This is a genomic window from Leuconostoc sp. JNUCC 76, from assembly GCF_053667755.1.
In genome coordinates, this window is the sequence record NZ_CM132206.1 from 1,871,851 (window position 1) to 1,896,038 (window position 24,188).

Genomic DNA, 24,188 nt, shown 5'->3' on the forward strand with positions numbered 1-24,188 from the left:
TTATTCTGCTAGTCCTTCTGTAGCCATTGCTTCAGCAATTGTTGTCATTGCTGCTTCTTCATCAGCACCTTCGGTCTTGATAGTAACATCGGCGCCTTGACCAACACCCAATGACATTACACCCATGATTGACTTCAAGTTAACATCCTTACCTTGATATGACAAAGTAACATCTGAAGCGAACTTTGAAGCTGCTTGTACTAACAAAGTTGCTGGACGTGCGTGAATACCTGTTTCTGCGATGATATGAAAGTCTTTTGATTGTGCCATGTTTAAAATTCTCCTTTGTGCTGTTAATCAGCTTCTGAATATAGTTTATCAAAGCGCTTACAAAATATCAAGTAAAATATTGCACAAATCATTGTTATATCAAGCGCTAAAGCTAGAAATGCCTATTTAACGGCTTTTTTAATGAAAACGTTTACATTGATTATGCGTCCTCTTTTCTGAAAAATAGATTGTTCATACTTGAAACAACTTATATCAACAATAAAAAAAGCGTTAAACATCATCAGTTCAACGTTTTTTTTCAATTAAAATTTTCATACAGGCCATTAACAAAATCTAGCCAGTACTGTGGATTTAGAGGTTCTCCCGTAGCATCTTCCAATACTTTATTAGGGTCTACGGCTCCACCATATTGCCAAACATGCTCCTTGCGCCATTCAAAAATTGGTGAATAATCTCCCGATTCAAAGATAGCTTTAAAATCTAACGTCTTTGTCATGGTTGCTCTAAATTGAGCTGCATATAAATGACCGAGTGCATAACTTGGGAAGTACCCAAATGATCCACCTGCCCAGTGAATGTCCTGTAAAATACCAGTCAAATCATCTGGTACTTCTAAACCAAGATATTCTTTATATTTCTTATTCCAGAGTGCTGGCAAATCACTTATATCAACGTTATCGTTAAAAATTGCTTTTTCAATTTCATAACGAATAATGATGTGCAATGGATAAGTTAACGGGTCCGCTTCAGTACGAATCAATGTGGCTTCAGTTTTTAACCACGCTTGATAAAATTGATCAAAATTAATATCATCAAATGTTGGTGCTACAGTTGCTTGTAACTTTGGATATTCAACTGCCCAAAATTCTTTTGATCTTCCAACCATAACTTCATTAAACAACGATTGTGATTCATGAATACTCATGCTGATTGGCAAAACTGAACGTACATCGTCATACTTAGCATCAACATTTTGTTCAAAGAGTCCATGACCTGCCTCGTGGAGAATACCTAGAACCGCCATTTGAAAATTATTTTCGTCCCAGCGTGTGGTGATACGAGCATCATCACGATTCAGAGCTTCCATAAATGGATGGATTGTATCGTCTAGCCGACCTTTATTTAGGTTGTACCCCAATCTTTGTGCAGCCGCCATAGCATACTTACTTTGTTGTACCTTAGTGACCTTACGGCTTAAAAATTCATCATTAGGTATCGAATCATTGGCTGACAATTTGTGACGCAATGTTGTGATACCATTCTTAACTTGGTCGAATACTGCATCCAATTTTTCGACAGTTAATCCTGGTTCATATTGATTTAATAAAACATCGTATGGTGTTTTTTCATTTTTTTGCCATAGCGGAATGAATTGCTTCAAATAACTAATAATTCGTTCCAAATATGGCTGATAAACTTTATAATCGTTAGCCTCACGCGCTCTTGCCCAAAAATCTTGTGCTTCCGAAAGTGTTTTCTGAAAAGCAATAAAATCCTGTTCAGGAATATTGCCTGTCATATCAAAATCTTTACGTGCCTTTTGAAGCACAAGATGACCTAAACTATCTAATGATGAATCGTCAGCTTCCAAATCTTCTAATATTTTTTTTCGAGCATTTCCAGTTGAAGCTTGAAATAATTTTTCAGCTAGATATGCGTCCATCTCTGCACGAAAATGCCCCGCATCCTTTGGCATCCCCGTCAAAGCATCCCAACCTGAAAGCGCAGCTATTTGTGTCAAAATAGTCTGCTCTTTAACTGAATCAAATAAATTATGTTGCGTCGTCATATACAACTCCTATTAGAATATTTTTAGTTAATAATTATTTTATCATTTCATTTGAAGAAATGTGCCATCATTGATCATTATTTAGAAAACTGTCTTAATTATAAATAAAAAAGAACTAAACCTTTTAGCAAATTTAGTTCTTTTTATTTTTAGTTTTGAAATTCCTGATTTCCCGCTGACTTTCCTAAACGATTATTAAAGGCTTTACCAATACCAATGGGCGGCATCTTTTGAACGTAAATCGTGGTTATCTGACTATCATCATCGTAGAAACGTAACCCAGCAAATAACTGTTCAGTAGCCGTTTCTAGGGTGTTGCCTAATGACCACGCCTGACGGTTCGTTAATCCCATTTTTTCAATCATATCATCTTGGGCCATTACAACATCATTTGGTGCAAGTACTTGTTTTAATTCTAAGGCATCTAATTCGTCAAACATTACGACATTTTTGTCTGGGGCATAGTGGCGATATTTCATACCAGGTGCCTTAGGTGTTACATTGCTCGCAACAGATTCTGTACTAGTTGCATCAATAACTTTCATTTGTAAAACATCTTCAAGTTGTGGTTGGGTCACTGCGCCTGGCCGTAAAATAATTGGTGTCGATATTGACATATCGACAACCGTTGACTCAACACCTACTTGTGTTGGTCCATCATCAACAATACCGGCAATTTTATTTTGCATATCATGCCACACATGCTGCGCTGTTGTTGGGGATGGCTTCCCTGATGTATTTGCACTTGGTCCCACAATTGGTACACCAGCAGCACGAATTAATGTACGTGCCGCGTCGTTAGCAGGTAAGCGAAAAGCAACTGTCTGTAATCCACCGGTTACCAACATGGACACCTTCCCTGGTTTAATAGGCAGGATAATAGTTAATGAACCCGGCCAAAAATGGTTCATCAACCTCCTAGCTTGATCAGAAATGGTTACAAATTCATCCAATTGTGTAGCATCTGCTACGGTCATAATCAAAGGATTATCAGCAGGTCGTCCCTTAGCGACAAATACCTTTTTAATTGCTGATTCATTCGTTGCATCGGCTCCCAAGCCGTAAACTGTTTCTGTTGGAAAAGCAACTACTTCGCCGTTTTGGATAAGTCGACTAGCTTCTTCAATATCATTTTTAGTGGTTTCAAAAATTTTTGTTTTCATTTTTCTACTCGAATCATGCGATCAAGACCTGAAAAATCTTGTCGCAAAGTTATCTTCGCTTTGGGCAATGCCGCTTGTAGTAACTGCTGTACTGCCTTTCCTTGTTTATAACCAATTTCAAAATACGCACGGCCATGTTCAGTTAAATGCGCATCTAATCCACGCGCAAGTTTTTCGTAAATTGCTAAACCATCATTTTCAGCAAATAAAGCTGTATGCGGTTCGAAAGTTACCACACTGTCATCCATCTCATATTCATCACTATTAGAAATATATGGTGGATTACTAACAATAAGATCAAATTTCAATCCGCTTAATGCGCTAAAAACATCGCTTTCAACAAAATGTAGATGTGATAAATTAAAACGTTGCGCATTCATTTCAGCTACCGTCAAAGCATCTTGAGAAATATCTGCGGCAAACCCTTTCACTCGGTCGTTCTCAAGCATTAATGTTTCGATAATAGCCCCACTACCTGTGCCAACATCTAACACAGAAACCGGATGTTTAGCATTACCAGCATCTTTCAAAATCCATTCAACCAGTTGCTCGGTTTCTGGTCGTGGAATCAACACACGTTCATCTACCATAAATTCGCGGCCATAAAATGGTGCATGACCTAAAATATATTGTGGCGGCTTATTTTTAACTAATTCTGCTATCCAACTGGGCCAAAGTGCCGCTAATGATGCCGGCATTTGTCGTGACATATTTGCTCGTAGCATACCATAATTAACATTCAGTGCTCCACTAAGAAGAAAATCAATATTATCCTTAGCATCTTCTGCTGGCATACCAACATTGGTTAACTCCAAGAGAGCCCATTTTTTGGCCTCAAGCAATGAAATTTTTACTGTGGCTGAATTAACTGGCTTTTGAATGTCGTCCCATTCAAACCATTTTGGTGTGTTTAATTTGCTCGAAAGTACTTTTGAATCTGATTTAGATTTTTTAAACTGATCTGGCGTTTCAAAATGCTTTCCAGTCATTTGTTTAGTTCCGCCAACTTTGCTGTTTGATCTGCAATAACCAATGCGTCGATAACCTCACCAAGTTCACCATTCATAATACGATCCAACTTATTCAGTGTCAGACCAATGCGGTGATCTGTCACACGGTTTTGCGGATAATTGTAGGTTCTGATTCGTTCCGAACGATCACCAGTTCCCACTGCCGATTTACGCTGAGCTGCATACTCAGATTCATTTTGTTGTGCATAAAAATCATACACACGACTTGCCAGTAACTTTCGGGCCTTATCACGGTTTTTAATTTGCGTTCGTTCTTCTTGCATCTTGACCATAATACCTGTTGGTTTGTGAATTAAGCGAACTGCTGTTGACACCTTATTGACGTTTTGTCCACCAGCGCCACCTGAGCGGAAAAATTCTTCTTCCAAATCTGATTCATTTAGTTCAAAGTCAATTTCTTCAAATTCTGGCATGACACCAACCGTTGCTGTAGAAGTATGAACACGTCCTTGCGTTTCAGTAGCCGGAACACGTTGCACTCGATGAGCACCAGATTCAAATTTTAGCTTAGAATAAACATTGTCACCCGTAATCATAACAGCAACTTCTTTATAACCACCGACTTCAGTACTACTTTCATCAATAATGCTTAATGACCATCTTTGGCGTTCAGCATACCGGCGGTACATATCCAACAAGTCGGCAGCGAAAAGTGATGATTCATCACCACCAGCTGCCCCACGTATTTCCATAATAATATTTTTGTCGTCATTAGGATCTTTTGGCAACATCAAAACTTTCAATTGTTCTTCCAGTTGCTCTTTTTCAGGTCTCAATGTATTGAGATCTTCTTTAGCTAAAGGTGCCATTTCAGCATCATTTAAAAGTTCTTCGGCATCTTGAATATCTTGAATTACCTGCTTATAACGTGTATAAACCTCAACGGTTTGGCGTATTTCACCGGCTTCTTTAGAAAGCTTCATATAATGTTGACCATCATTCATTACTTCAGGATCAGCCAATTGCTCATTTAGCTCATCATAGTGATCAACGACGGTTTGTAAAGATTGAAATATTGGATCCATTTTATTCTCCAGTAGAAGCTGCCAGTGCTAACACACTAACAGAATTTTATTTTTTATGTACAGGGTCAATGGCCCCTTGATTCACTGACCATGGTCAGTTGGAAACATCTCAGCAATTTTATCTAAATCTGGATTAAACCAATGGTGGCGGCACGTTGGAATGTAAGCTTCATCTCCACCGATAAAAACCTGCGCCCCTTCTCGTTGTGGCTTTCCATCAACAATACGTAGCTGAGTTGTTGCCTTTTTGCCACAAAAAGAACAAATCGTTTTCATTTCTTCTAATTTATCAGCTAATTCAATTAAGCGTTTTGAACCTTCAAACAAATGGTTAAAAGCGTCTTGTTTTAAGCCGAAAGTCATAACAGGAATATTCAGGTTATCAACAACATACGCTAGTTGATCAACCTGTTCAGCGGCTAAAAATTGCGCTTCATCAATTAACACTACTGCTAAATTATCATTTTTCATTTTTTTAATTAACTGATACAAATTTTGATTGGGTTGAACTGTTACTGCTTCACGTGACAAACCAATTCGACTAGCAACAACACCAACACCATTTCGGGAATCCACAATAGGTGTCATCAACAACACTTTCCGACCTTGTGATTCATAATTATGGGCGACCTTGAGGATTTCAATAGACTTTCCGGAACTCATTGCGCCATATTCAAAAAATAATTGTGCCATATCTTTACTGTGTTTAATCCATAGATTATAAACACTTATTCCCCTTTTTATTAGTTTGAATGAAGCCTGAGTACCATATATAAATGAATGCTATTTTTGCTAAAATATTTATCCACACAGACATGCAGACACTGCTAATAATATTATACCAATATTTACAGCAACAAAAAAGCCACGATTAAGTGGCGCTATAATAAATCTTTATTCCGTTACTTCACGACGTACTGTTCCTGGCTTTAATAAATCAGCCCACGTTAATGTCTTAGATGTTTTATAGTTAACCAATTCATTTAAACGACTAACTGCGACACCGTTAGTAGGCGATGAATCATGTAAGATGAATCCATCCCCGAGGTAAATGGCAGTATGAAGACGATCCTCAGTGTAAGTGTTTGGGGTAACAAGAATATCTCCTCGTTGCATATCAGACCATGCGACCTCAGTTCCTGTTTGTGCTAATAAAGTTGTAGAAGCAGCAGATTGCACCACTAATGGTAATCCGGCTTTTCTATAAAACCATGCAATGAATGATGAACAATCAAATTCATTCTTAGCTATAGAACTATCAGTACGACCACCACCATAAGCGTAGGGGCTCTTTCCGACCAAAGTCATACCACCTGAAATAACTTTTTCAATGGTTTCATTGTCACTTTTAACAGACGCCGCAATTTTTTGGTATGCTGTGACAGAATTATTCACGCCATTTTTATCAAAATAATAATAATAACCGTCAATCTTTTTCAAACCATACACCATTTCACCAGTTTGAGGTGAGAAATAATATTCTTTTTTGCCGATTGTTTGTAGTCCCGTCAACTTCTTTTTAGTTGTATCTGAAATCAAAAATGTTTTCCCTAAGACAGTCGTCTTTAAAATAACTTTTTCACCACCAATTGTTGTGAATTTTTGTGATGCGTTGTTCAATGGCGTTGCTTTCAACACTTTTTGTGGCAATGCTTTTATATTATCTGGTAGGTCAATAACGTTTGTTCTGACCACATACGTTCCGGCTAGACCAATAATGATGGGTACTGCCACAATCCACCACCAATGCGTACGCCGTGCATGCTTTTTTGATCTTGATACTTTCTTTCTTGATTTCATTTATCTTAGTTTCCTTCATAAATAAGCAGCTTAAACTTCGTCTTTAGTTTAACAAACGGATCTTATAATAAGATTAAATAATTTTTGAATCCTAGAAAGTTACTGATTACTTATGAACCAAACTTGACAATTCACTAGATTTTAATTGTGCCAATAAGTTTTTTGCAGCCCGCCCACGATGTGAATAAAATACGCGAACGTCAATTGGCATTTCTGCAAAAGTCTGGCCATTTTCAGCTTCAAACAAGGTATCAAATCCTACCGAAAACCGACCTCGTTCTGCCGAAGCTAACTTAGTTCCTCCTCGCCCAATAGCGCGCTGCACTTGACCATCTGGTGTTAATAAGACAAATAAAGCCTCTAAATAAGCACTTCGATCCATATCTGATGTATACAACCCTAATAAATATTCATCTTCTTCCTGAATAGATTTAAGTCCCAAACTTTTAAATTCGCGAGCAATAGTTAATCCAAATCTGGCTGGGAAAGCAGCAAAATATGCACCTGTGTCATCAGCTAAAATCCATTCTTTTGGCAAAAATTGCTTAATAAAACGTGCCTTAGCTAAAGCATTTTCATATTGATCATCAGTAGTTTCTTCTGGAAAAGTTTTTTCACTTATTATCGAGCGATAATTAACCACTTGGACCCCAAACTCAGCAAATACTTGTTGAATTTCCCGTGTTTTAGCTGAATTATTAGATGCAATTACTATTTTTTTCATTATGAAACCTTTCCAAAATAAATTCATACTACTATATTATTATAGTCAGCAGAGTATGGCTTATTTCCCGTCTGTTGGCTCATTTTAATTTTACCATGACTAAGAAGGGACATTTTAGTTAGGTTGGTAACCTATTGTAAAACCTCCTTCAAAATGAAACTTTACAAGTATCTATGCAAACATTGTATGAAATTCCCCACCGCAGACTTGTTCATGGTAAAATTATAATCATGAAAGTGGGGATATTATGACACTTAAAAGTTCAATTGCACGCGCCACAGCAAAATCTTCGTATTGGTTCTTAAGAAATGTTTTGCATCGTGGTGGGACCAGTTTACCCGGTAAACTAGCTGTTTCGATTGATCCTGACATTTTAAAAACAATTCAACAAGATTTTGATTTGATCATTGTCACTGGAACCAACGGAAAAACACTCACAACCGCCTTGATTACTCGTGTCTTACAAGCTGGTGGCTATCAAGTCATCACTAACCCTTCTGGGTCAAACATGATTCAAGGTATTACCGGAACTTTAGTGACAACCAAAGTAAAAAAATCATCTAACGGTAAAAAGCCGCTAGCCGTACTCGAAGTTGATGAAGCCAATGTTGAGAAAATCACGGCAGCAATCCAACCAAAAATGTTTGTACTGACCAATATTTTCCGTGATCAGATGGATCGCTACGGCGAAATTTACACGACTTACGAAAAAATTGTTACTGGAATTAAGAATGCACCTGAAGCGCTCGTTTTAGCAAATGGTGACTCACCTATATTTACTCGCGGCAATTTCACCAACACACGTCGTTATTTTGGTTTTGATCACGTTGCACCAACAGATTACAATCCTGACGTTGCACCAATTAACACTGATGGTATTTTGTCACCGACCGATAATTCTGTACTCCACTATGATTTTATTACTTATGCTAATTTAGGGAAATATTTTAGTACAACAGACGAGTTTTTACGTCCCAAGTTAAATTATCGCATCACTAGTGTGGATGAATTAACACCACGATATTCAACTTTTAGCATTGACAACACACCATTGCGCATTGAAATTGGTGGCTTATATAATATCTACAATGCCCTAGCAGCTTTCTCAGTCGGACGAGAATTCGGCGTGACTCCTGAACAAATTAAAAAAGCATTTGAATCAAATGCTCAAATTTTTGGACGTCAAGAAGCCATTAATGTTGATGGTAAAGATGTAATTATTGTGTTGATTAAAAACCCAGTTGGCACAAATTCAGTCATTGACATGATGTTAACTGAAAAAGATGAGTTTTCTCTTTTAGCATTACTAAACGCAAATTACGCAGATGGCATTGATACTAGTTGGATATGGGATGCTGAATTTGAGAAATTGCATGATACAAAAATACAAGCCGTAGCCACTGGCGGCGAACGTTATAAAGATTTACGCGTGCGTTTAAAGATGGCTGGTTTTACAGACCAAGCCGTTTATGAAGATCTATCAGAAGTCGTGACAGCTATCAAGTCATTACCAACCAAAAAAGTTTATATTGCTGCTACTTATACGGCAATGCTTCAATTGCGCGAACAATTAAGCGCTAAGGGCTACATCAAAGGAGGTTTCTAATGACTAATTATGATATTTCTGTGGCTCATTTATATGGTAACCTAATGAACACCTATGGTGATTATGGCAACATAATCGCCTTAACCTATTATGCTAAGCAAATCGGTGTTTCCGTTGATTACCATTTGGTATCTCTTGGGGATGAATTTGATGCAGATTCTTATGACTTTGTATTATTTGGTGGTGGACAAGATTATGAAGAGACTATTGTCGCCCATGATCTGAAGTTTAAAGCAAAGCAATTACAAGATTATATTGAGAATGACGGTGCATTATTAGCCGTCTGCGGTGGTTTTCAATTATTAGGTAAATATATGCTCATGGCTGATGGTACAAAAGTTGACGGTATCGGCGTGATGGATCATTACACTACCAATATGCATGATAAAAAAATCACCGTTCTAAATGGCGAACGACTAACTGGCAATATTGTGATTAAAAATAATGAGACTGGTGAAACTTATCATGGATTTGAAAATCATCAGGGACGTACCTTTTTGGGTGAAAGCGAGCGCGCATTAGGCACTGTTGTTTCCGGTAATGGTAATAACGGTCTGGACAAAACAGAAGGTGTTATTTATCGTAACGTGTATGGTTCTTATTTCCATGGACCTATTTTCACGCGCAACGGCAACTTAGCCAAACGTGTTTTGGCAACAATATTGAATAAAAAATATCCTACGGTTAATTGGCAAGATAAGTTAAAGGCCGTTGAAACAGAAACATTCTAATAAAAAACCACAACTACTTTCGGAGTTGTGGTTTTTTATTTTAGCGATTATTCAATTCTTTTTTACGATCTTCGGCTTGTTGTTTCTTAACCTTATTAACTTCTCTATGGTACCAACGCATAATCATGACTAACCCTACTGTTGAAATCAACATAGCAATGACTACCCAAATAAAAAATAAAATTAATTTTGTATCTTGTGACATCGTTGTAGCTAATACAGAATGTTATTCAATCTGCACTTTTCCCCTTTTTAATTACTTTATGTACACAACCCTTATTGGGCTGCATTAATTTATTCTGACAAATGGTAATAATAGGTTGATACTGAAATATCCTCACGAGCTGCGAAAGCAGCACGTAAACGAAGTGAATTTTGGTTATGCAAAATATTTTGCCATGGTTGTTTTGGAACAAATTGTGGAATTAATACTGTCACTGAATGATTGCGCTTTTTTGCTTGTTTAACTACAGCATCCACAAAACTCAGAGAAGGCTTAACAATTGAACGATAAGATGAATGAATATCAACATAACGTACATCAGGAAAATCGACTTTAAATTGAGTTGACGTTTTTAATTCTTTTTTAGGATTGACGTCAAAACTAACGTGCATAGCAACAACATAATCACCGATAGACTGTGCATAATCAATAGCTTCCATAGTTACTTTCGTAATATTTGATACCAAAACAATAACTGTTGCCCCATCATAATGATGACGCTCAGCATTATCATTTTCGAGGTATTGTAAACGTAATTGTTTTCCAATACTCATATAATGATGCTTAATTTTTAAGAACATAAACAACACGATAGGCATAATCAGCAAATAAGGCCACACATGTTCAATTCTCGTTGCAAATAGTGTAATTACTAAAACTGCTGAAATAAATGCACCAACAAAGTTAATAATCGCCTTAATAATCCATTTTTGTGGTTTCTTACGCCACCAGTGAATAATCATGCCAGACTGGGACAAAGTAAAGGGCACAAATACACCAACAGCATACAATGGAATCAAAGCATCGGTGGAACCATGAAAAATCATTAACAGAATAATCGCACCAAAGGCTAGTGATAAAATACCATTAGAATATCCTAAACGATCACCTTTATCCATATAAAGATGTGGTAGGTACTTATCTCGTGCTAAATTTAGGGCAAGCATTGGAAAAGCTGAAAATCCGGTATTAGCTGCAACAGCCAAAATCATTGCCGTTGCGAATTGTACAATATAAAAGCCAATGTTATAGCCACCAAATGTTATGGCAGCAATTTGTGACAAAACAGTTGATTTACTATTGGGTGTGATTCCTAACCAATAACTCAAAAATGTGATACCACCAAAAAATATTGCCAAAATGACTGCCATAGTAGCTAACGTTGCAGCTGCATGCTTTTCTTTTGGTTTCTTAAAATTGGGTACAGCATTTGAAATTGCTTCAACACCAGTTAATGATGATGAGCCACTTGAAAATGCACGCATAAACAAAACTAGTGATAAGCCACTAAAGCTTGTACCAACTTTTGCGGCTGCATGATAAGGCAATTGACCTGTTGCTGCTTGAAAAACACCCCAAGCAATCATTATCACTAATACAACAATAAAGAAATACACTGGTACCATCAAAAAATTGGCACTTTCACGTAATCCCCGTAAATTCATTCCCGTTAATAAAAGAACAATAATAATTGACAAAGGCACAGTAAACGGCAGAATAGCAGGAAATGCAGCAGTAATGGCATCAGCTGCGGCTGATGCCGAGACCGCCACTGTCAACATGTAGTCGACGAGTAAGGAGCCGCCAGCGACCAACCCTGCCTTTGCTCCCCAGTTTTCACTGGCAACAGCGTAAGCTCCCCCACCTGATGGATAAGCATGAATGATTTGTCGGTAACTCATCACAATAGCTGCTAAAAGTACTAAAACAAGTAATGCGATAGGAATTTGTAACCATAAAGCAACCGCACCGGCTGTCAATAAAGCAGTCGTAATAGATTCAGTACCATAAGCCACTGATGATAAAGCATCAGATGATAAAAGTGCTAACGCCTTTGTTTTAGATAACGATTGACCACCTTCATCAAGTGTTTTCAATGGTTTTCCAATCAAGGTTCGTTTGATATTTTCAAACATAACGTTTCTCTCAATACAATTATTTATTACTCAACATATTCTACGCCATTTCTTGAAGTAAAAAAAGCCGTCTATATGACGACTCTATGACATTTCTATTGATGACCTATTTCTAGATGATGTTTATATTTAAACTACGTCCAAATGTAAGTCATTTTTCTTAGTCTTACCAAACTTTTTCAAGACATAATAGAATACCAATCCAGCAACAGTTGGTATCACTGCTCCAAAGATAACCATAAGAGCAAAGCCACGTGGGTCAGTTGTTGCCAAAGCAATAGGAGCAATGAATCCGTTAAGACCTAGTCCAGCAATTGCATAAGGTACTTTAAAACTGAAAACACCTACAGCAAAGACTGCTGAAACACCAGCAATGAAAGCAGGACCAAAAAGCAATAATGGACTTTTAAGTAGATTAGGGAATTGCACTTTTGGTGTGACAATTACTTGTGCTAAGTTAGCACCCAAATCATTTTGTTTCCAGCCCATAGCTGTATACATTACAAATCCTGCAGTTGTACCAACAAGAGCTGCCCCACCTGACAATGGATCTAACATAACCGCAATTGCCAAAGCTGCAGATGATGCTGGTGTCATCAAGAATAAGAACCAAACAACAGCAACAACGAAAGCACCTAAGAACGGGTTGATTTTCATTGTGGAAGCAAGTTCTTCAGAAACCCAATTCAAGAAAGGGGTTGTTACAGAGGCAGTAGCTAAACCAAAGAATGTTCCGACTAATACAGCTCCCAAAGGAACTAACATCATATCTAGCGGGGTTTTCCCAGTTAACCAATTACCAACTAATACTGCAGCCAAGGCTGCCAATACAGCTGATACAGGTTGTCCAGATGTCATTACCAATGAACCGGCAGCCTGATCAGCAACCCATCCAGTAGCTGTGTGCGTTGCTGGGGCAACAGCTGTAGTAAAGTAAACAGCGTTTGAGCCAACTGTTGCAGCAATTAAAGCCGCTCCTGTTGTCAGAATATTTGCCCGCATCATCATCGCAATACCAACTCCTAAAGCTGGTGCCAACATTTTTTGACCCATTAAACCGGCTTGAATTAATGGTGTGTAATGAAAAATGTTTCCAATTGACGACATCAAAAGTCCCATACCAAGAACAGCCAAAATGGCATTTGAAATTCCTTGTGAAACATCGAAAACGACTTCGCTTACCTTACGTGGTTTTGCTTTCATATCGCTTACTGTTTTGGCCTCTTCTTTGGCCGGTGTTGTAGACAATGGTGCATCCATAGTCCTATCCTCCTGTATTATCAACAAAAATTTTGCTCTCCATCATAAGTTACCTAATGATTATGGTAAAACTATAAGAAAAAAAAGAAGCGCTAGATATACTAGCGCTTCCTAAAGTATGTTGAAAAAATTCAACAACTCCACGCCAGCCTTTCTTCAAGGCTGGCATCAAAAAGTAGACCAACCGAGAAGTCAAATAATAATGACGACGTTGATCTTAATGACTTTTGTGAAGTTAGTTGAACTTAGACTTTTCATAAGATTTTTTCCTTTTAGTTAATAAAAACATTATGACATGAAAAACAATAAATGTCAATAGTCTAATTTTATTAATTATAAACACATTTTATAGAATGTGTATCATTATCATAAACATAAAACATTTTGATAAAATTCCTATATAATAGAATAATACGATTATTCAGGGGGAAACAACATGAATCTACTAGAAGCAATACAAAAACGAATACCTTATCGATATGGTGTTTTGTTGGTCATCATTTTACTAATTTTTGGCTTGAAAAAATTTATGCCTTTGTTACTGTTAACTATTATCTTTGCTTATTTAGCAATGAGTGTGGCTAAACCTGTAGCCAAATTTTTAAAAATTTCACGAACCTTATCCATTGCACTAGTTTACATCATTTTTATTAGCGTTGTTTCCTTCGCAATTGAGCACGGTGCTTCAACATTAATTCAACAAATCAGAAGCATGCTTACATTGGCTATGCACTGGAACTGGCAAGATAACAGCGTATTACAAGATGTTTATAAAAATGTAAACCAATATACTTCTTTCTTCGATAGTAATAACTTAATTTCGGAAAGTTTATCTCAATTAAGTCAAATAGGACATATTTTATATCAGCTAGTACTTGCTTTGTTATTTAGTTTCATATTTAGCATGACTTATCCAAAACTACGATCATGGAGTATGAATTTTTTACATAGTCCGTTTAAAAAATTCTTTGGTGAATTTTATATCATTGTCCACCGTTTTATTATTATTTTGGGTAAGTTGTTTGAAATCCAACTCATCATTTGTACCATCAATACAGCGCTGATGTTCTTAGTGCTATTATCATTGCATTTCCCCTATTTGTTAGGATTTACTATTTTAATTTTCGTGTTGGGATTGATTCCTGTATTTGGTGTTGTTATTTCATTGGTGCCTTTGACTATCACTGCTTTTATCATTGGTGATTGGGATACCGTGATCATCATTGTAGTTGCTGTTGCTTTAATTCATCTGTTCGAGTCTTACTTCCTACATCCTCACCTAATGTCTCAGAAAACACACATGCCAATTTTAATTATCTTATTAAACTTAATTATCATGGAACATTTTTTTGGTGTTTGGGGTCTAATTATTGGATTACCCATTTTGACTTTCTTACTTGATTTTTTCCAAATACAAAAATTCAATCATTAAAAAAAGATGAACCGCAAGGCTCATCTTTTTTTGTTCTACTCATTGCTAGATATCTCAGAAAAGACTAGATTACGCGCATCTTCCAGATTTTGCAATGCTTCAAGGGTTTGCTTTTCATTACGTGTTTTCAAACCACAATCTGGATTGACCCAGAACTGATTATGATCAATAACTTTCAAGCCACGACGGATATTGTCCGCAATTTCTGCAACTGAAGGAATACGAGGTGAATGAATGTCATAAACACCTAACCCAATTTGCTTATCATAATGTGCATCTTCAAAAGCTGAAATAATTTCACCATGTGAACGAGAAGTTTCAATGGAAATCACATCAGCATCTAATCCGGAAATAGTGCTGATAATATCCTCAAAATCTGAATAGCACATGTGTGTGTGAATCTGCGTCTCATCACGCACACCGGTTGTGGTAATTTTAAATGAATAAATTGCTTCGTCCAAATAATCCTGCCAATTACGTTGTTTCAATGGTAGCCCTTCACGCAAAGCTGGTTCATCTACTTGAATAATTTTAATACCAGCCTTTTCCAAATTAATAACTTCTTGACGCAAAGATAAGGCAATCTGATTCTGAACTGTAGCGCGTGGAATATCATCACGCACAAATGACCAATTAATAATTGTTAATGGCGCAGTTAACATCCCCTTTACGGGTTTATTAGTTTGCGCTTGTGCAAAGGCTGACTCCTTCACAGTAATGGGCTCAACATAATCAACATCTCCAAAAATAACTGGTGGGCGAACACCACGTGAGCCGTAAGATTGAACCCAACCATTTTGTGTGGCAAAGAATCCAGCCAGTTTTTGTCCAAAGTATTCCACCATATCAGTACGCTCAAATTCGCCATGGACCAGAACATCTAGATCAATATCTTCTTGTAGCTGTATCCAACGCTTGGTTTCTGATTCAATGAAATCATTGTATTGCTCATCAGACAGTTCACCCTTACGCCAAGCTGCACGCTTAGCTCGTACATCGGCTGATTGCGGGAATGATCCAATTGTAGTTGTTGGCAACAATGGCAGGTGCAAGCTGGCTTGTTGCTTCTTAGAACGTTCTGCATACTTTGAATCACGCTCGAACCGTTCTTGTGATAAATGTTTTATGGCTTCTTGCACTACTTTGTTATTCCGGGCTTGTGAACTATTCAATGCATCCAGAGCAGCGGCATTCTGTTCAAATAATGCTTTCACGTCATCGCCATTCAACTTTTTAGTTAAAGCAACTAACTCTTGCACTTTTTCGTCAGCAAATGCTAACCCACCAAATAGTTCAGGACTAGCCTTAGTTTCATACTTTTTAGTAATGGGTACATGAAGCAACGTATTGGAAGGCTGTAACCATAGTTTTGGTGCTAGCGTGCGTAGTTTTTCAGCAAAATTAGCTTTTTCTTGCAAATTAGCAGTCCAAACATTGTGCCCATCAATTATGCCTGCTGCCAATATTTTATCTTCTGGAAATCCAAACTTGCGAATATTATCGAAATTTTCACCGTTACCATGAACGAAATCTAATCCGATCGCTTGTACGGGCAATTTAGTGACTGCCTGATAAGGATCAATTGAATCAAAATACGTTTGCAATTCAATGTTTAATTGCGGTGCCACCTCATTCAAATACTCAGTAGCACGACGATATGGTGCCACCTCAGCTTCATCCGCTACTTTAACTAGCGTGGGTTCATCTAGTTGGACCCATGTCACACCAGCTGCTTGTAGTTCCTTAAATACTTGTCCATATAGTGGTAAAATTTGCTCTAATAATTGATTAATGTCAGATGAAGCAGATACATATTCACCACTCAACTTACCAAGCTTGATCAATGTCACAGGACCAACAATGACAGGCTTACCATTGATACCTAATTCATCTTTAGCTTCCTGCCAATACTTTAACCAACGATTTTCTAACAAACGTGGGGTTGTATTATCAAATTCAGGAACCGTGTAGTGATAATTGATATTAAACCACTTTGTCATATCGGCAGCCACGTTGTCTTTGTTCCCACGAGCCACTGCAAAATATTCATCTAACGTTAAGGGACGATCATAACTACCAAACCGAGTAGGAATTAAGTTAAAAGCAGCTATCGTATCTAATACATGGTCGTAGTTTGAATTGTCCGCGACAGGAACAATATCCAAACCAAATTCAATTTGTTTTTTTAAATTAATTAAACGTAGGTTTTTAGCAGTTTTATTAAACTGCGCTTCATCTATTTTACCTTGCCAATAAGATTCAAGTAGTTTTTTCCACTCACGGTGTTCGCCTAGTCGTGGGTAACCTAAGTTTGATGATTTTACTGTATTTGTCATGTTTTTCTCCTAATTTTAAATAAGTTGGTAATTGACAAATAACTTCATCTAAACCTATCAACAGAACCACTACCGGTAAGAAAGACAGCCGTTAGAATTTTATTAGCATGCAAGTAATAGACTTTTCGACATGTTACTTTCATGAGCTTCTTCTTTCGTTTATTGCATCAAAGCGTTAATATTTTTGATTGAATGTGCTTATTAATTTCTGGCAACATTGTCTTCAAAACATTTGGTTGATTCATCGCATACAAATGAATACCGTCAACCCCATGATCTAACAAATCATGAATTTGCTCCAATGCATATTCAATTCCAGCCTGTTGCAAGGCTTCTGGTTGATTTTCATATTTATGAACAATTTTTGCCAAACGTGCCGGTAAAGATGAACCAATCATATAAGTAATACGTTCGACTTGCGCACGACTAATGATAGGTAAAATACCAGCAGATACTGGTACCTTAATATAATTTTCCTTCAGTGCCTCTTGCATGTTATAGAAAACGCCATTATCGAAAAATAGCTGAGAAATTAGAAATTCTGTACCACTAATCACTTTTTCTTTAACCCCAGTTACACTAATTCCTGTAATTGGATTATCAACATGTCCTTCGGGATAAATTGCTGCACCAATATCAAACCGTCCGTCTTTTTTAATCTCTTTAATTATATCTTTTGCAAACGGATAATATTCATTCACATAATCTTTTGTCGGTGTGTCACCGCGAAGTGCAAATATATTTTCAATGCCCGCCACGCTTATCTTTTCAAGATTATCCTTTAAACTACTTGGTGTTTGATTAATGCCAGTGAGATTGTGTAAAGCTGTTATACCGCAATTCCTTTCGATATATTCCGCAATCTCTTTAGTCCTTTTATGATTACTACCACCGCCTGCACCGTATGTCACACTAATATAATCAACGCCAGTTTCTTTTGGATCTACTTCTTGTAAAGTTTTATACAAAGCGTGTAGTCCATTTTCTGTTTTTGGCGGAAATATTTCAAAAGACAGCACCGGAGCTGACTTCTTTTTATAAATGTCCGTAATTCTAGTCATAGATATCCTCTCAATTTTTACTACCAAATCAATGAAAATTGAGTTAATATAACCGCATCAACGGCCCCACTGCCATTTAAATAAACTGCTGTCGTCATTTTATCAGTGTGTAAATAATAAATTGTTTGATTATTTACGCGCACAATCTTCTCTCCTTGCTAATTAAACTCACCTTAGCAAACTCCCTACTCTTAAAACATAAAAAGTCCCGCAATCCGAAAAAATTCAGATTGCGGGACGATTTCTCGTGTTACCACCCGTTATTCGTATGCTTTGTTGCACACCTTAACTTCAGTCTTCCAATACAGGATTAGAAAACCAAAACAGCTATAACGGGCTTTCCCGGCCATAGTTTACGTCGCTTTGATTTCAAAAATCATAGCACGCTCACTAAAGCAAAACTCCAAGACCATCTTCATGATATGGCATTACCTGTTTTCACCAAACACAGGCTCTCTATCAATGCATCAATCACTACTTATCTTTTCTTCGTATAAAACTATTCAATCTTTTCCACAAATGAATCAAACAATTCTTGAGCATCTGGATTGTCCATCAATAACATTTCTGGATGCCACTGTACTGCATAAATACGTCGTGATTCATCCGAAAATGCCTCTACAACGTTATCCGAACTCGTGACGTCCAGTTTCAACCCATCTGCCAATCTTTTCACTGCTTGATGATGAAAAGAATTAACCAGTGATTTTTCATCAAAAATATCACTCAACCAACTTTGACGTTGCAATACTATATGGTGTGTTGGTACATACCATTTTGTCGGATATTGATTATGCTTTACTGACAAGCCGTCATACTGACTACCTAAATCTTGGTACAAGGTGCCACCCAGTGTAACATTAATAATTTGCAATCCACGACAAATACCTAGAATTGGTTTTTCTTGTTTAAGCGCTTCGATTACCAGCGCCACTTCAAAAGCATCACGTCGATCATCAGTTTCATGTAAATTAATATGTGGATCTTCACCAAAATACACTGGTGAAACATCTTGACCGCCTGCTAATAACAAAGCATCAACTGAATCGATATATGCCTTAGCCAACTTTATATCACCAATTGGGAACACAATAGGTAGCGCATTCGCACCGCTAATACCATCAATATAATTTTTTTGGATGTAGTCGACATAATTGGTGCCAAAATGAGCATTCGCATGAACAAGATTATTACTTGGTATACCTATTTTTTTCATCTTTCCACTCACTTTGCATACTTATAGTTCTGATAACCAATTAAGGGATAATCTAAGTTTTTAACCGATGAGCGTAATAAATGAACATTGGATACTTGATACAATGGCGTAACACCATTTAAATCATTATTCAACTTGGCTGCTTGTTGTTCCAACTTATAACGGGCGTCATTGGCCTCATGTTGCTCAGAAACCTTGTTGATAATCTTCTCATATTCCGAATTAGTCCAATTTGTAAAATTAATCGCGCCCTTCGAATAAGCTATATCCAAGAAATCAATGGGATCATTATAATCTGTTGACCATGTTAAAGTTCCAGCCTGAAAATCATGATTTTCAAAAGCGGAAATTTCAGCATTTAATGGCAACTGCTTTAGGTTAATTGTAACATCAGGCAACGTTGCTTCAATGCTCTGTTTCAAGTAAACACCTAATGCCTTATAAGCATCAGTATCAGCTGTATTAAGTGTAATTGTAATTTTTTGTTGATTTAATTCTGATTGCGCTTGTTTCAAATACTTTTGAGCCAATGCCTTGTTATAAGGTAGTGACAAGTTCGCATTGAAATCTTTACCGTCTACTTTTACTTCACCACTTGGCACAATTGATTTGGCAGGTGTTGAACCATCAGCCAACGCTGATTTTGTTAACTCCTTGCGGTTTATTGCTAAACTCAAAGCTCGTTTGAGATTTGTATTGCTGACTGTCTTATCAGCAGCATTCCAAACAATAAACGCCACACGTCCCTTTTGTGTTGATTTAATATCAGTAGCATGACTCTTCTTCAAATCCGTTAAAATACCACCAGAAATTTCTGCTTCATCGACCTTCTTCGCTAGATATTGTTTAGAAGCTAGCGTTGCATCAGTAACTTGAGTAGCCTTAATGGTATCATAATGAACATTTTTAGCATCAGCATAATACTTATTTTTAACAAATTCCCAAGTCGTTGATGATTGATTCCATTTTTTAACCGTATAAGCACCATTTGAGACAGTCGTCTTAGCTGTTTGGCCATACTTGCTACCATATTCTTTTAATTTATCCGAATTAATTGGATACAGTTGATTAGCCAATATAAAATTAAAATAAGGGACTGGATGGGACAGTTCGATTTTCACCGTGTATTTGTCTGGTGCACTAATACCAAGTTTATTAACGTTTTCTTTATTATTATATACAGCATCATACCCAGCGATATCCTTAAAATGGTTAGCACGAGTAGATTTTGTCGCTGGATTTACTTGACGTTTAACTGAATTAACAAAATCAGACGCCGTTACTTGTGATCCATCAGACCACTTTTGATTCTTCTTGAGCTTAATTGTATAAACCTTATTACCTTGGGTTGGTTGAACTATTTTTTGAGCGACCCCCGGAATAATTTTGCCATTAGCAGATGTTGTATAAAGCCCCTCAAGTGTTTGCACTTCTGCCCAATTCGCACCAACTTGATCAGCTAGATTGGGATCCAACGTTGAGATGTTGTTTTGAACAGCAACTCTTAACGTATGACCTTCCGCTGATTTTGACGGACGCGTTGCAGCATAAATGCCAGCAACTGCGATAACAGCTACAGCACCAATGACTATTTTTTTATTCATATTCTTTCGCTCCCAAATACATTAATAGTGTCATTTTAACATGCCTATGACTTTATAAAAGCAATAACCACTATTAAATGCTGTTACATCTCTCCCACAGTAGTAAACGCTACTTATTTAACATATGATAACGCTTCGTCTAAAGCGTTAATTAAATCATCTACATTTTCAATACCAATTGAAATACGTATCAAATCCGGTGTAATACCTGCTGCTTGCAACTGCTCATCATTTAACTGGGCGTGTGTTGTTGATTTTGGATGAATAATCAAAGACTTAGCATCCCCAACATTAGCCAGTAACGAGAAGATATCTAAGTTATTTATCAATGTTTCTGCACCAGCTTCGCCAGCTTTTAAGCCAAATGTGAAAATCGATCCAACACCATTCTTAAAGTATTTGTCAGCGAGTGGCTTGTATGGAGAATCATCTAATTCTGGATAACTGACCCAAGCCACTTTATCATTATTGTTCAAGTAAGAAACAATTTTACGTGTGTTTTCTACATGGCGCTCAACACGCAAAGATAATGTCTCTAGTCCTTGCAACAGATAAAACGCTGATTGTGGTGATAATGTTGCACCTGTATCACGTAAATGTTCTGCACGAATTTTAGTTACAAATGCGCCTCCTTTTAGATCAGCCCAAACAATACCATTGTACGAAGGTGTTGGCGTGGTGAAATCAGGGTAGCGTCCTGAAGCCTCATAATCAAAATCTCCTTTTTCAATCACTACTCCACCTAACGTTGTACCATGTCCACCAATAAACTTAGTAGCTGAATGAACAACTACATCAATGCCATATTCCAGCGGACGAGTCAAAAATGGTGTTGCAAAAGTAGAATCCACAATAGAAATAATACCATGTTTTTTCGCAATTGCTGCAACGGCTTCAAAATCAACAATATTTATTTTCGGATTTCCTAAGCTTTCGAAAAAAATAACTTTTGTATTATCTTGAATGGCCTTTTCAAAATTTTCAGGATCATCTGGGTCAACAAATGTTGTATCAATAGATAATTTCTTCAATGTTTCTGAAAACAACTCGACTGTGCCACCATATAGCGTTGATGCGGCAACAATATGATCGCCAGCTCCAGCAACATTCAATATTGCTGCAGTAATTGCAGCTGCACCAGAAGCTAGCGATATAGCCGCCGTACCACCTTCGAGCGCTGCAACTCTTGCTTCAAAAGCTGAATTTGTTGGATTGGTTAAACGCCCATAAATATTGCCAGCATCCGTTAAAGCAAATCGCCCAGCAGCTTGTTTAGCATCCTTAAAGACAAAAGAAGTTGTCTGATAAATTGGTACAGCACGAGCACCTGTCGCTGAATCTGGCTCTTCTTGGCCAGCATGAAGTTGTAGTGTTTCAAATGCGTATTTTTTTTCTGGATTAGTCATAGAGTATTTTCCTCAAGTAAGTTATTTTTATGCAACATTTAATAAAATTATTACTGATACCACATTCGTGTTTGCACTAAACCACAACCAAGAAGTGTACTTAATGCTCGTGTTGTCTCAAAAAATCGATTAGGCGCTGTTGCTTGCATTTTTCTATTCCCTATAAATATCACATCATATATGATGCATTCATCTATCCCCAAACTTCATCGAGGATTTCTTTAACGAGCGCTAACTTAGCCCATTGTTGTTCTTCTGTTAAAATATTACCTTCTTCAGTAGAAGCGAATCCGCATTGTGTTGACAACCATAAACGATCCAATGGCAAATATGTTTCCGCTTCATGGATTCGCTTAATAACGTCTTCCTTCTTTTCTAATTCACCTGTTTTAGTTGTAATCAAGCCGAGAACAACTTTTTTATCCCCTGATACTTTAGCCAATGGTTCAAAGCCACCTGCTCGTTCTGAATCATATTCTAGGAAGTAACTTGATACATTTTCTTGACCAAATAATTCATCAGCAACAGCTTCATAACCACCAGAAGCTGCCCAATCTGAATGGTAATTTCCACGACAAATATGTGTGTTAATGGTTAAATCTTCTGGCAAGTTAGCAATTGCACCATTGTTCAAGTCCAAATACAGCGCCTTTAGTTGTTTAACATCAAAGCCTGATCCAGCCATTTTTTCCCAGAAATCAGCATCTACTAACATACCCCATGTACAGTCATCTAATTGAACTGTTTTAGCACCTGCTTCATACAATGCAAGAATCTCTTCATGATAAACACGCTTAATATCTGCAAAAAATTCTTCGTCAGAATCATAGAAGTTCGATACAACATCAGCATTTGTACCACGAACTAGTTCCGCATAAAATTGAGATGGCGCCGGAATTGTAATTTTGGCCTCTACGCCCGCTTCATCAGCAAGTGCTTTGAGAAACTTAAAATGTTTAATAAATGGGTGTACATTAGCATCAAAGCTCAATTTACCATTTAAACGTGCTGAATCATCACGTGTTTCCTCATGAGCAAAGAAGTAGCCTTCTCCGTAGCTTAATCTTTCAACACCACCAAATCCCCAGAAATTATCCAAATGCCAATATGAACGGCGGAATTCGCCATCTGTTACTACTGCTATTCCAGCAGCCACTTGTTGGTCAACCAAATGTGCAATCGTTGAATTTTCAACACCTTCAAGTTCTTCTTGTGTCAATTTACCAGCTTCAAAATCTTGCCGTGCTTGTTTTAATTCAGCTGGTCGTAGAAATGAACCAACATGTTGAAATCCTAATGCCTTTAGTGTCTGTGTTGTCATAATTTTTCCCCTTGTACTTTTTCGCATTTTAGCAGTGGTTACAAAACAACAAAAAAGTCCCGCAGTCTAATTAATTTAGACTGCGGGACGACTCGTCGTGTTACCACCCGGTGTTTATGTGTCGACAAAAAGCCTACACACCTCAATATCAATCATCTTTATTATGCTTCGAGAACATCTGTACATAATATTGAGAATTGATGTCGCTATATCGGGCTCTCCCGGTTATCGCTTGCGTCGTTTCAACAAATGAATCAGCGTGCGTTCGCAATAACAGTAACTCCAAGACCATTTTCATGTGTTCGCGATGTCT

General features: G+C 37.3%; 21 protein-coding genes. 3 read left to right on the plus strand and 18 right to left on the minus strand.

The features are described from left to right. From JNUCC76_RS09460 to JNUCC76_RS09495, 8 genes are all read right to left on the minus strand, one after another. Nucleotides 1-270, minus strand: a complete 270-nt coding sequence (locus JNUCC76_RS09460; RefSeq protein WP_002815800.1) for a phosphocarrier protein HPr — start codon at nucleotides 268-270, stop codon at nucleotides 1-3. Nucleotides 271-529: 259 nt separating this feature from the next. Further along, the gene (locus tag JNUCC76_RS09465; protein ID WP_454154341.1) at nucleotides 530-2,020 is read right to left on the minus strand and encodes a carboxypeptidase M32; all 1,491 of its coding nucleotides are present in this window, start codon (nucleotides 2,018-2,020) and stop codon (nucleotides 530-532) included. A gap of 149 nt (nucleotides 2,021-2,169) precedes the next feature. Next, entirely contained in the window at nucleotides 2,170-3,183 is a 1,014-nt protein-coding gene (locus JNUCC76_RS09470; protein ID WP_454154342.1) for an L-threonylcarbamoyladenylate synthase, read from the minus strand. After that, a complete protein-coding gene (prmC, locus tag JNUCC76_RS09475; protein ID WP_454154344.1) occupies nucleotides 3,180-4,172 on the minus strand; it encodes a peptide chain release factor N(5)-glutamine methyltransferase in 993 nt (330 codons plus the stop codon). Before prmC ends, JNUCC76_RS09470 begins: the two co-directional genes overlap by 4 nt. Then, nucleotides 4,169-5,239, minus strand: a complete 1,071-nt coding sequence (gene prfA / locus JNUCC76_RS09480) for a peptide chain release factor 1 (RefSeq protein WP_454154346.1) — start codon at nucleotides 5,237-5,239, stop codon at nucleotides 4,169-4,171. The genes prmC and prfA overlap by 4 nt, the downstream gene beginning before the upstream one ends. Nucleotides 5,240-5,320: 81 nt before the next feature. Next, on the minus strand, nucleotides 5,321-5,932 hold the full coding sequence (locus JNUCC76_RS09485) for a thymidine kinase (RefSeq protein ID WP_454154347.1): 612 nt from the start codon (nucleotides 5,930-5,932) through the stop codon (nucleotides 5,321-5,323). Nucleotides 5,933-6,133: 201 nt separating this feature from the next. Beyond that, a complete protein-coding gene (locus JNUCC76_RS09490; protein WP_454154349.1) occupies nucleotides 6,134-7,039 on the minus strand; it encodes an NlpC/P60 family protein in 906 nt (301 codons plus the stop codon). Nucleotides 7,040-7,145: 106 nt separating this feature from the next. Further along, nucleotides 7,146-7,763: a non-canonical purine NTP pyrophosphatase gene (locus JNUCC76_RS09495; protein WP_454154351.1), complete on the minus strand. Its 618-nt coding sequence runs from the start codon at nucleotides 7,761-7,763 to the stop codon at nucleotides 7,146-7,148. 247 nt (nucleotides 7,764-8,010) lie between these two features. Between JNUCC76_RS09495 and JNUCC76_RS09500 the strand changes: the two genes are divergently transcribed. Both JNUCC76_RS09500 and JNUCC76_RS09505 read left to right on the plus strand, forming a co-directional pair. Continuing rightward, the gene (locus tag JNUCC76_RS09500) at nucleotides 8,011-9,369 is read left to right on the plus strand and encodes a MurT ligase domain-containing protein (protein WP_454154353.1); all 1,359 of its coding nucleotides are present in this window, start codon (nucleotides 8,011-8,013) and stop codon (nucleotides 9,367-9,369) included. Further along, nucleotides 9,369-10,100, plus strand: coding sequence for a type 1 glutamine amidotransferase (locus JNUCC76_RS09505; protein ID WP_454154355.1), 732 nt, complete (start codon nucleotides 9,369-9,371; stop codon nucleotides 10,098-10,100). The genes JNUCC76_RS09500 and JNUCC76_RS09505 overlap by 1 nt, the downstream gene beginning before the upstream one ends. 40 nt (nucleotides 10,101-10,140) lie before the next feature. On the opposite strand, the gene JNUCC76_RS09510 is transcribed toward JNUCC76_RS09505, so the two are convergent. From JNUCC76_RS09510 to JNUCC76_RS09520, 3 genes are all read right to left on the minus strand, one after another. Beyond that, nucleotides 10,141-10,305: a hypothetical protein gene (locus JNUCC76_RS09510; protein ID WP_454154357.1), complete on the minus strand. Its 165-nt coding sequence runs from the start codon at nucleotides 10,303-10,305 to the stop codon at nucleotides 10,141-10,143. An 89-nt stretch (nucleotides 10,306-10,394) separates the two neighbouring features. Then, nucleotides 10,395-12,239 carry an APC family permease gene (locus JNUCC76_RS09515; RefSeq protein ID WP_454154359.1) on the minus strand — a complete coding sequence of 615 codons (1,845 nt, stop codon included), beginning with the start codon at nucleotides 12,237-12,239 and terminating at the stop codon, nucleotides 10,395-10,397. A gap of 129 nt (nucleotides 12,240-12,368) precedes the next feature. Beyond that, nucleotides 12,369-13,499 carry a PTS sugar transporter subunit IIC gene (locus JNUCC76_RS09520; protein ID WP_454154361.1) on the minus strand — a complete coding sequence of 377 codons (1,131 nt, stop codon included), beginning with the start codon at nucleotides 13,497-13,499 and terminating at the stop codon, nucleotides 12,369-12,371. A 436-nt stretch (nucleotides 13,500-13,935) separates the two neighbouring features. On the opposite strand from JNUCC76_RS09520, the gene JNUCC76_RS09525 reads away from it, so the two are divergent. Beyond that, nucleotides 13,936-14,931, plus strand: coding sequence for an AI-2E family transporter (locus tag JNUCC76_RS09525; RefSeq protein WP_454154363.1), 996 nt, complete (start codon nucleotides 13,936-13,938; stop codon nucleotides 14,929-14,931). Between the two features lie 35 nt (nucleotides 14,932-14,966). On the opposite strand, the gene metE is transcribed toward JNUCC76_RS09525, so the two are convergent. The 7 genes from metE to JNUCC76_RS09560 all read right to left on the minus strand — a co-directional run bounded on the left by metE (nucleotide 14,967) and on the right by JNUCC76_RS09560 (nucleotide 23,875). Continuing rightward, nucleotides 14,967-17,267, minus strand: a complete 2,301-nt coding sequence (gene metE, locus JNUCC76_RS09530) for a 5-methyltetrahydropteroyltriglutamate--homocysteine S-methyltransferase (RefSeq protein ID WP_454154365.1) — start codon at nucleotides 17,265-17,267, stop codon at nucleotides 14,967-14,969. Between the two features lie 167 nt (nucleotides 17,268-17,434). Continuing rightward, a complete protein-coding gene (locus JNUCC76_RS09535; protein WP_454154367.1) occupies nucleotides 17,435-18,328 on the minus strand; it encodes a methylenetetrahydrofolate reductase in 894 nt (297 codons plus the stop codon). 20 nt (nucleotides 18,329-18,348) lie between these two features. Further along, complete coding sequence (locus JNUCC76_RS09540; protein ID WP_002815820.1) at nucleotides 18,349-18,471, minus strand: hypothetical protein; 123 nt, start codon at nucleotides 18,469-18,471, stop codon at nucleotides 18,349-18,351. A gap of 356 nt (nucleotides 18,472-18,827) precedes the next feature. Next, a complete protein-coding gene (locus JNUCC76_RS09545; protein ID WP_454154369.1) occupies nucleotides 18,828-19,544 on the minus strand; it encodes a gamma-glutamyl-gamma-aminobutyrate hydrolase family protein in 717 nt (238 codons plus the stop codon). Nucleotides 19,545-19,552: 8 nt separating this feature from the next. Then, a complete protein-coding gene (locus tag JNUCC76_RS09550) occupies nucleotides 19,553-21,148 on the minus strand; it encodes a peptide ABC transporter substrate-binding protein (RefSeq protein WP_454154371.1) in 1,596 nt (531 codons plus the stop codon). A 113-nt stretch (nucleotides 21,149-21,261) separates the two neighbouring features. Beyond that, the gene (locus JNUCC76_RS09555) at nucleotides 21,262-22,554 is read right to left on the minus strand and encodes an O-acetylhomoserine aminocarboxypropyltransferase/cysteine synthase family protein (RefSeq protein WP_454154373.1); all 1,293 of its coding nucleotides are present in this window, start codon (nucleotides 22,552-22,554) and stop codon (nucleotides 21,262-21,264) included. A 193-nt stretch (nucleotides 22,555-22,747) separates the two neighbouring features. Next, the gene (locus JNUCC76_RS09560; protein ID WP_454154375.1) at nucleotides 22,748-23,875 is read right to left on the minus strand and encodes a 5-methyltetrahydropteroyltriglutamate--homocysteine S-methyltransferase; all 1,128 of its coding nucleotides are present in this window, start codon (nucleotides 23,873-23,875) and stop codon (nucleotides 22,748-22,750) included. Nucleotides 23,876-24,188: the final 313 nt, after the last annotated feature.

Excerpts from the sequence above, each read along its gene's own strand:
- JNUCC76_RS09460 (WP_002815800.1), bottom strand. The coding sequence starts at position 270 with ATGGCACAATCAAAAGACTTTCATATCATCGCAGAAACAGGTATTCAC.
- JNUCC76_RS09465 (WP_454154341.1), bottom strand. The coding sequence starts at position 2,020 with ATGACGACGCAACATAATTTATTTGATTCAGTTAAAGAGCAGACTATT.
- JNUCC76_RS09470 (WP_454154342.1), bottom strand. The coding sequence starts at position 3,183 with ATGAAAACAAAAATTTTTGAAACCACTAAAAATGATATTGAAGAAGCT.
- prmC (WP_454154344.1), bottom strand. The coding sequence starts at position 4,172 with ATGACTGGAAAGCATTTTGAAACGCCAGATCAGTTTAAAAAATCTAAA.
- prfA (WP_454154346.1), bottom strand. The coding sequence starts at position 5,239 with ATGGATCCAATATTTCAATCTTTACAAACCGTCGTTGATCACTATGAT.
- JNUCC76_RS09485 (WP_454154347.1), bottom strand. The coding sequence starts at position 5,932 with ATGGCACAATTATTTTTTGAATATGGCGCAATGAGTTCCGGAAAGTCT.
- JNUCC76_RS09490 (WP_454154349.1), bottom strand. The coding sequence starts at position 7,039 with ATGAAATCAAGAAAGAAAGTATCAAGATCAAAAAAGCATGCACGGCGT.
- JNUCC76_RS09495 (WP_454154351.1), bottom strand. The coding sequence starts at position 7,763 with ATGAAAAAAATAGTAATTGCATCTAATAATTCAGCTAAAACACGGGAA.
- JNUCC76_RS09500 (WP_454154353.1), top strand. The coding sequence starts at position 8,011 with ATGACACTTAAAAGTTCAATTGCACGCGCCACAGCAAAATCTTCGTAT.
- JNUCC76_RS09505 (WP_454154355.1), top strand. The coding sequence starts at position 9,369 with ATGACTAATTATGATATTTCTGTGGCTCATTTATATGGTAACCTAATG.
- JNUCC76_RS09510 (WP_454154357.1), bottom strand. The coding sequence starts at position 10,305 with ATGTCACAAGATACAAAATTAATTTTATTTTTTATTTGGGTAGTCATT.
- JNUCC76_RS09515 (WP_454154359.1), bottom strand. The coding sequence starts at position 12,239 with ATGTTTGAAAATATCAAACGAACCTTGATTGGAAAACCATTGAAAACA.
- JNUCC76_RS09520 (WP_454154361.1), bottom strand. The coding sequence starts at position 13,499 with ATGGATGCACCATTGTCTACAACACCGGCCAAAGAAGAGGCCAAAACA.
- JNUCC76_RS09525 (WP_454154363.1), top strand. The coding sequence starts at position 13,936 with ATGAATCTACTAGAAGCAATACAAAAACGAATACCTTATCGATATGGT.
- metE (WP_454154365.1), bottom strand. The coding sequence starts at position 17,267 with ATGACAAATACAGTAAAATCATCAAACTTAGGTTACCCACGACTAGGC.
- JNUCC76_RS09535 (WP_454154367.1), bottom strand. The coding sequence starts at position 18,328 with ATGACTAGAATTACGGACATTTATAAAAAGAAGTCAGCTCCGGTGCTG.
- JNUCC76_RS09545 (WP_454154369.1), bottom strand. The coding sequence starts at position 19,544 with ATGAAAAAAATAGGTATACCAAGTAATAATCTTGTTCATGCGAATGCT.
- JNUCC76_RS09550 (WP_454154371.1), bottom strand. The coding sequence starts at position 21,148 with ATGAATAAAAAAATAGTCATTGGTGCTGTAGCTGTTATCGCAGTTGCT.
- JNUCC76_RS09555 (WP_454154373.1), bottom strand. The coding sequence starts at position 22,554 with ATGACTAATCCAGAAAAAAAATACGCATTTGAAACACTACAACTTCAT.
- JNUCC76_RS09560 (WP_454154375.1), bottom strand. The coding sequence starts at position 23,875 with ATGACAACACAGACACTAAAGGCATTAGGATTTCAACATGTTGGTTCA.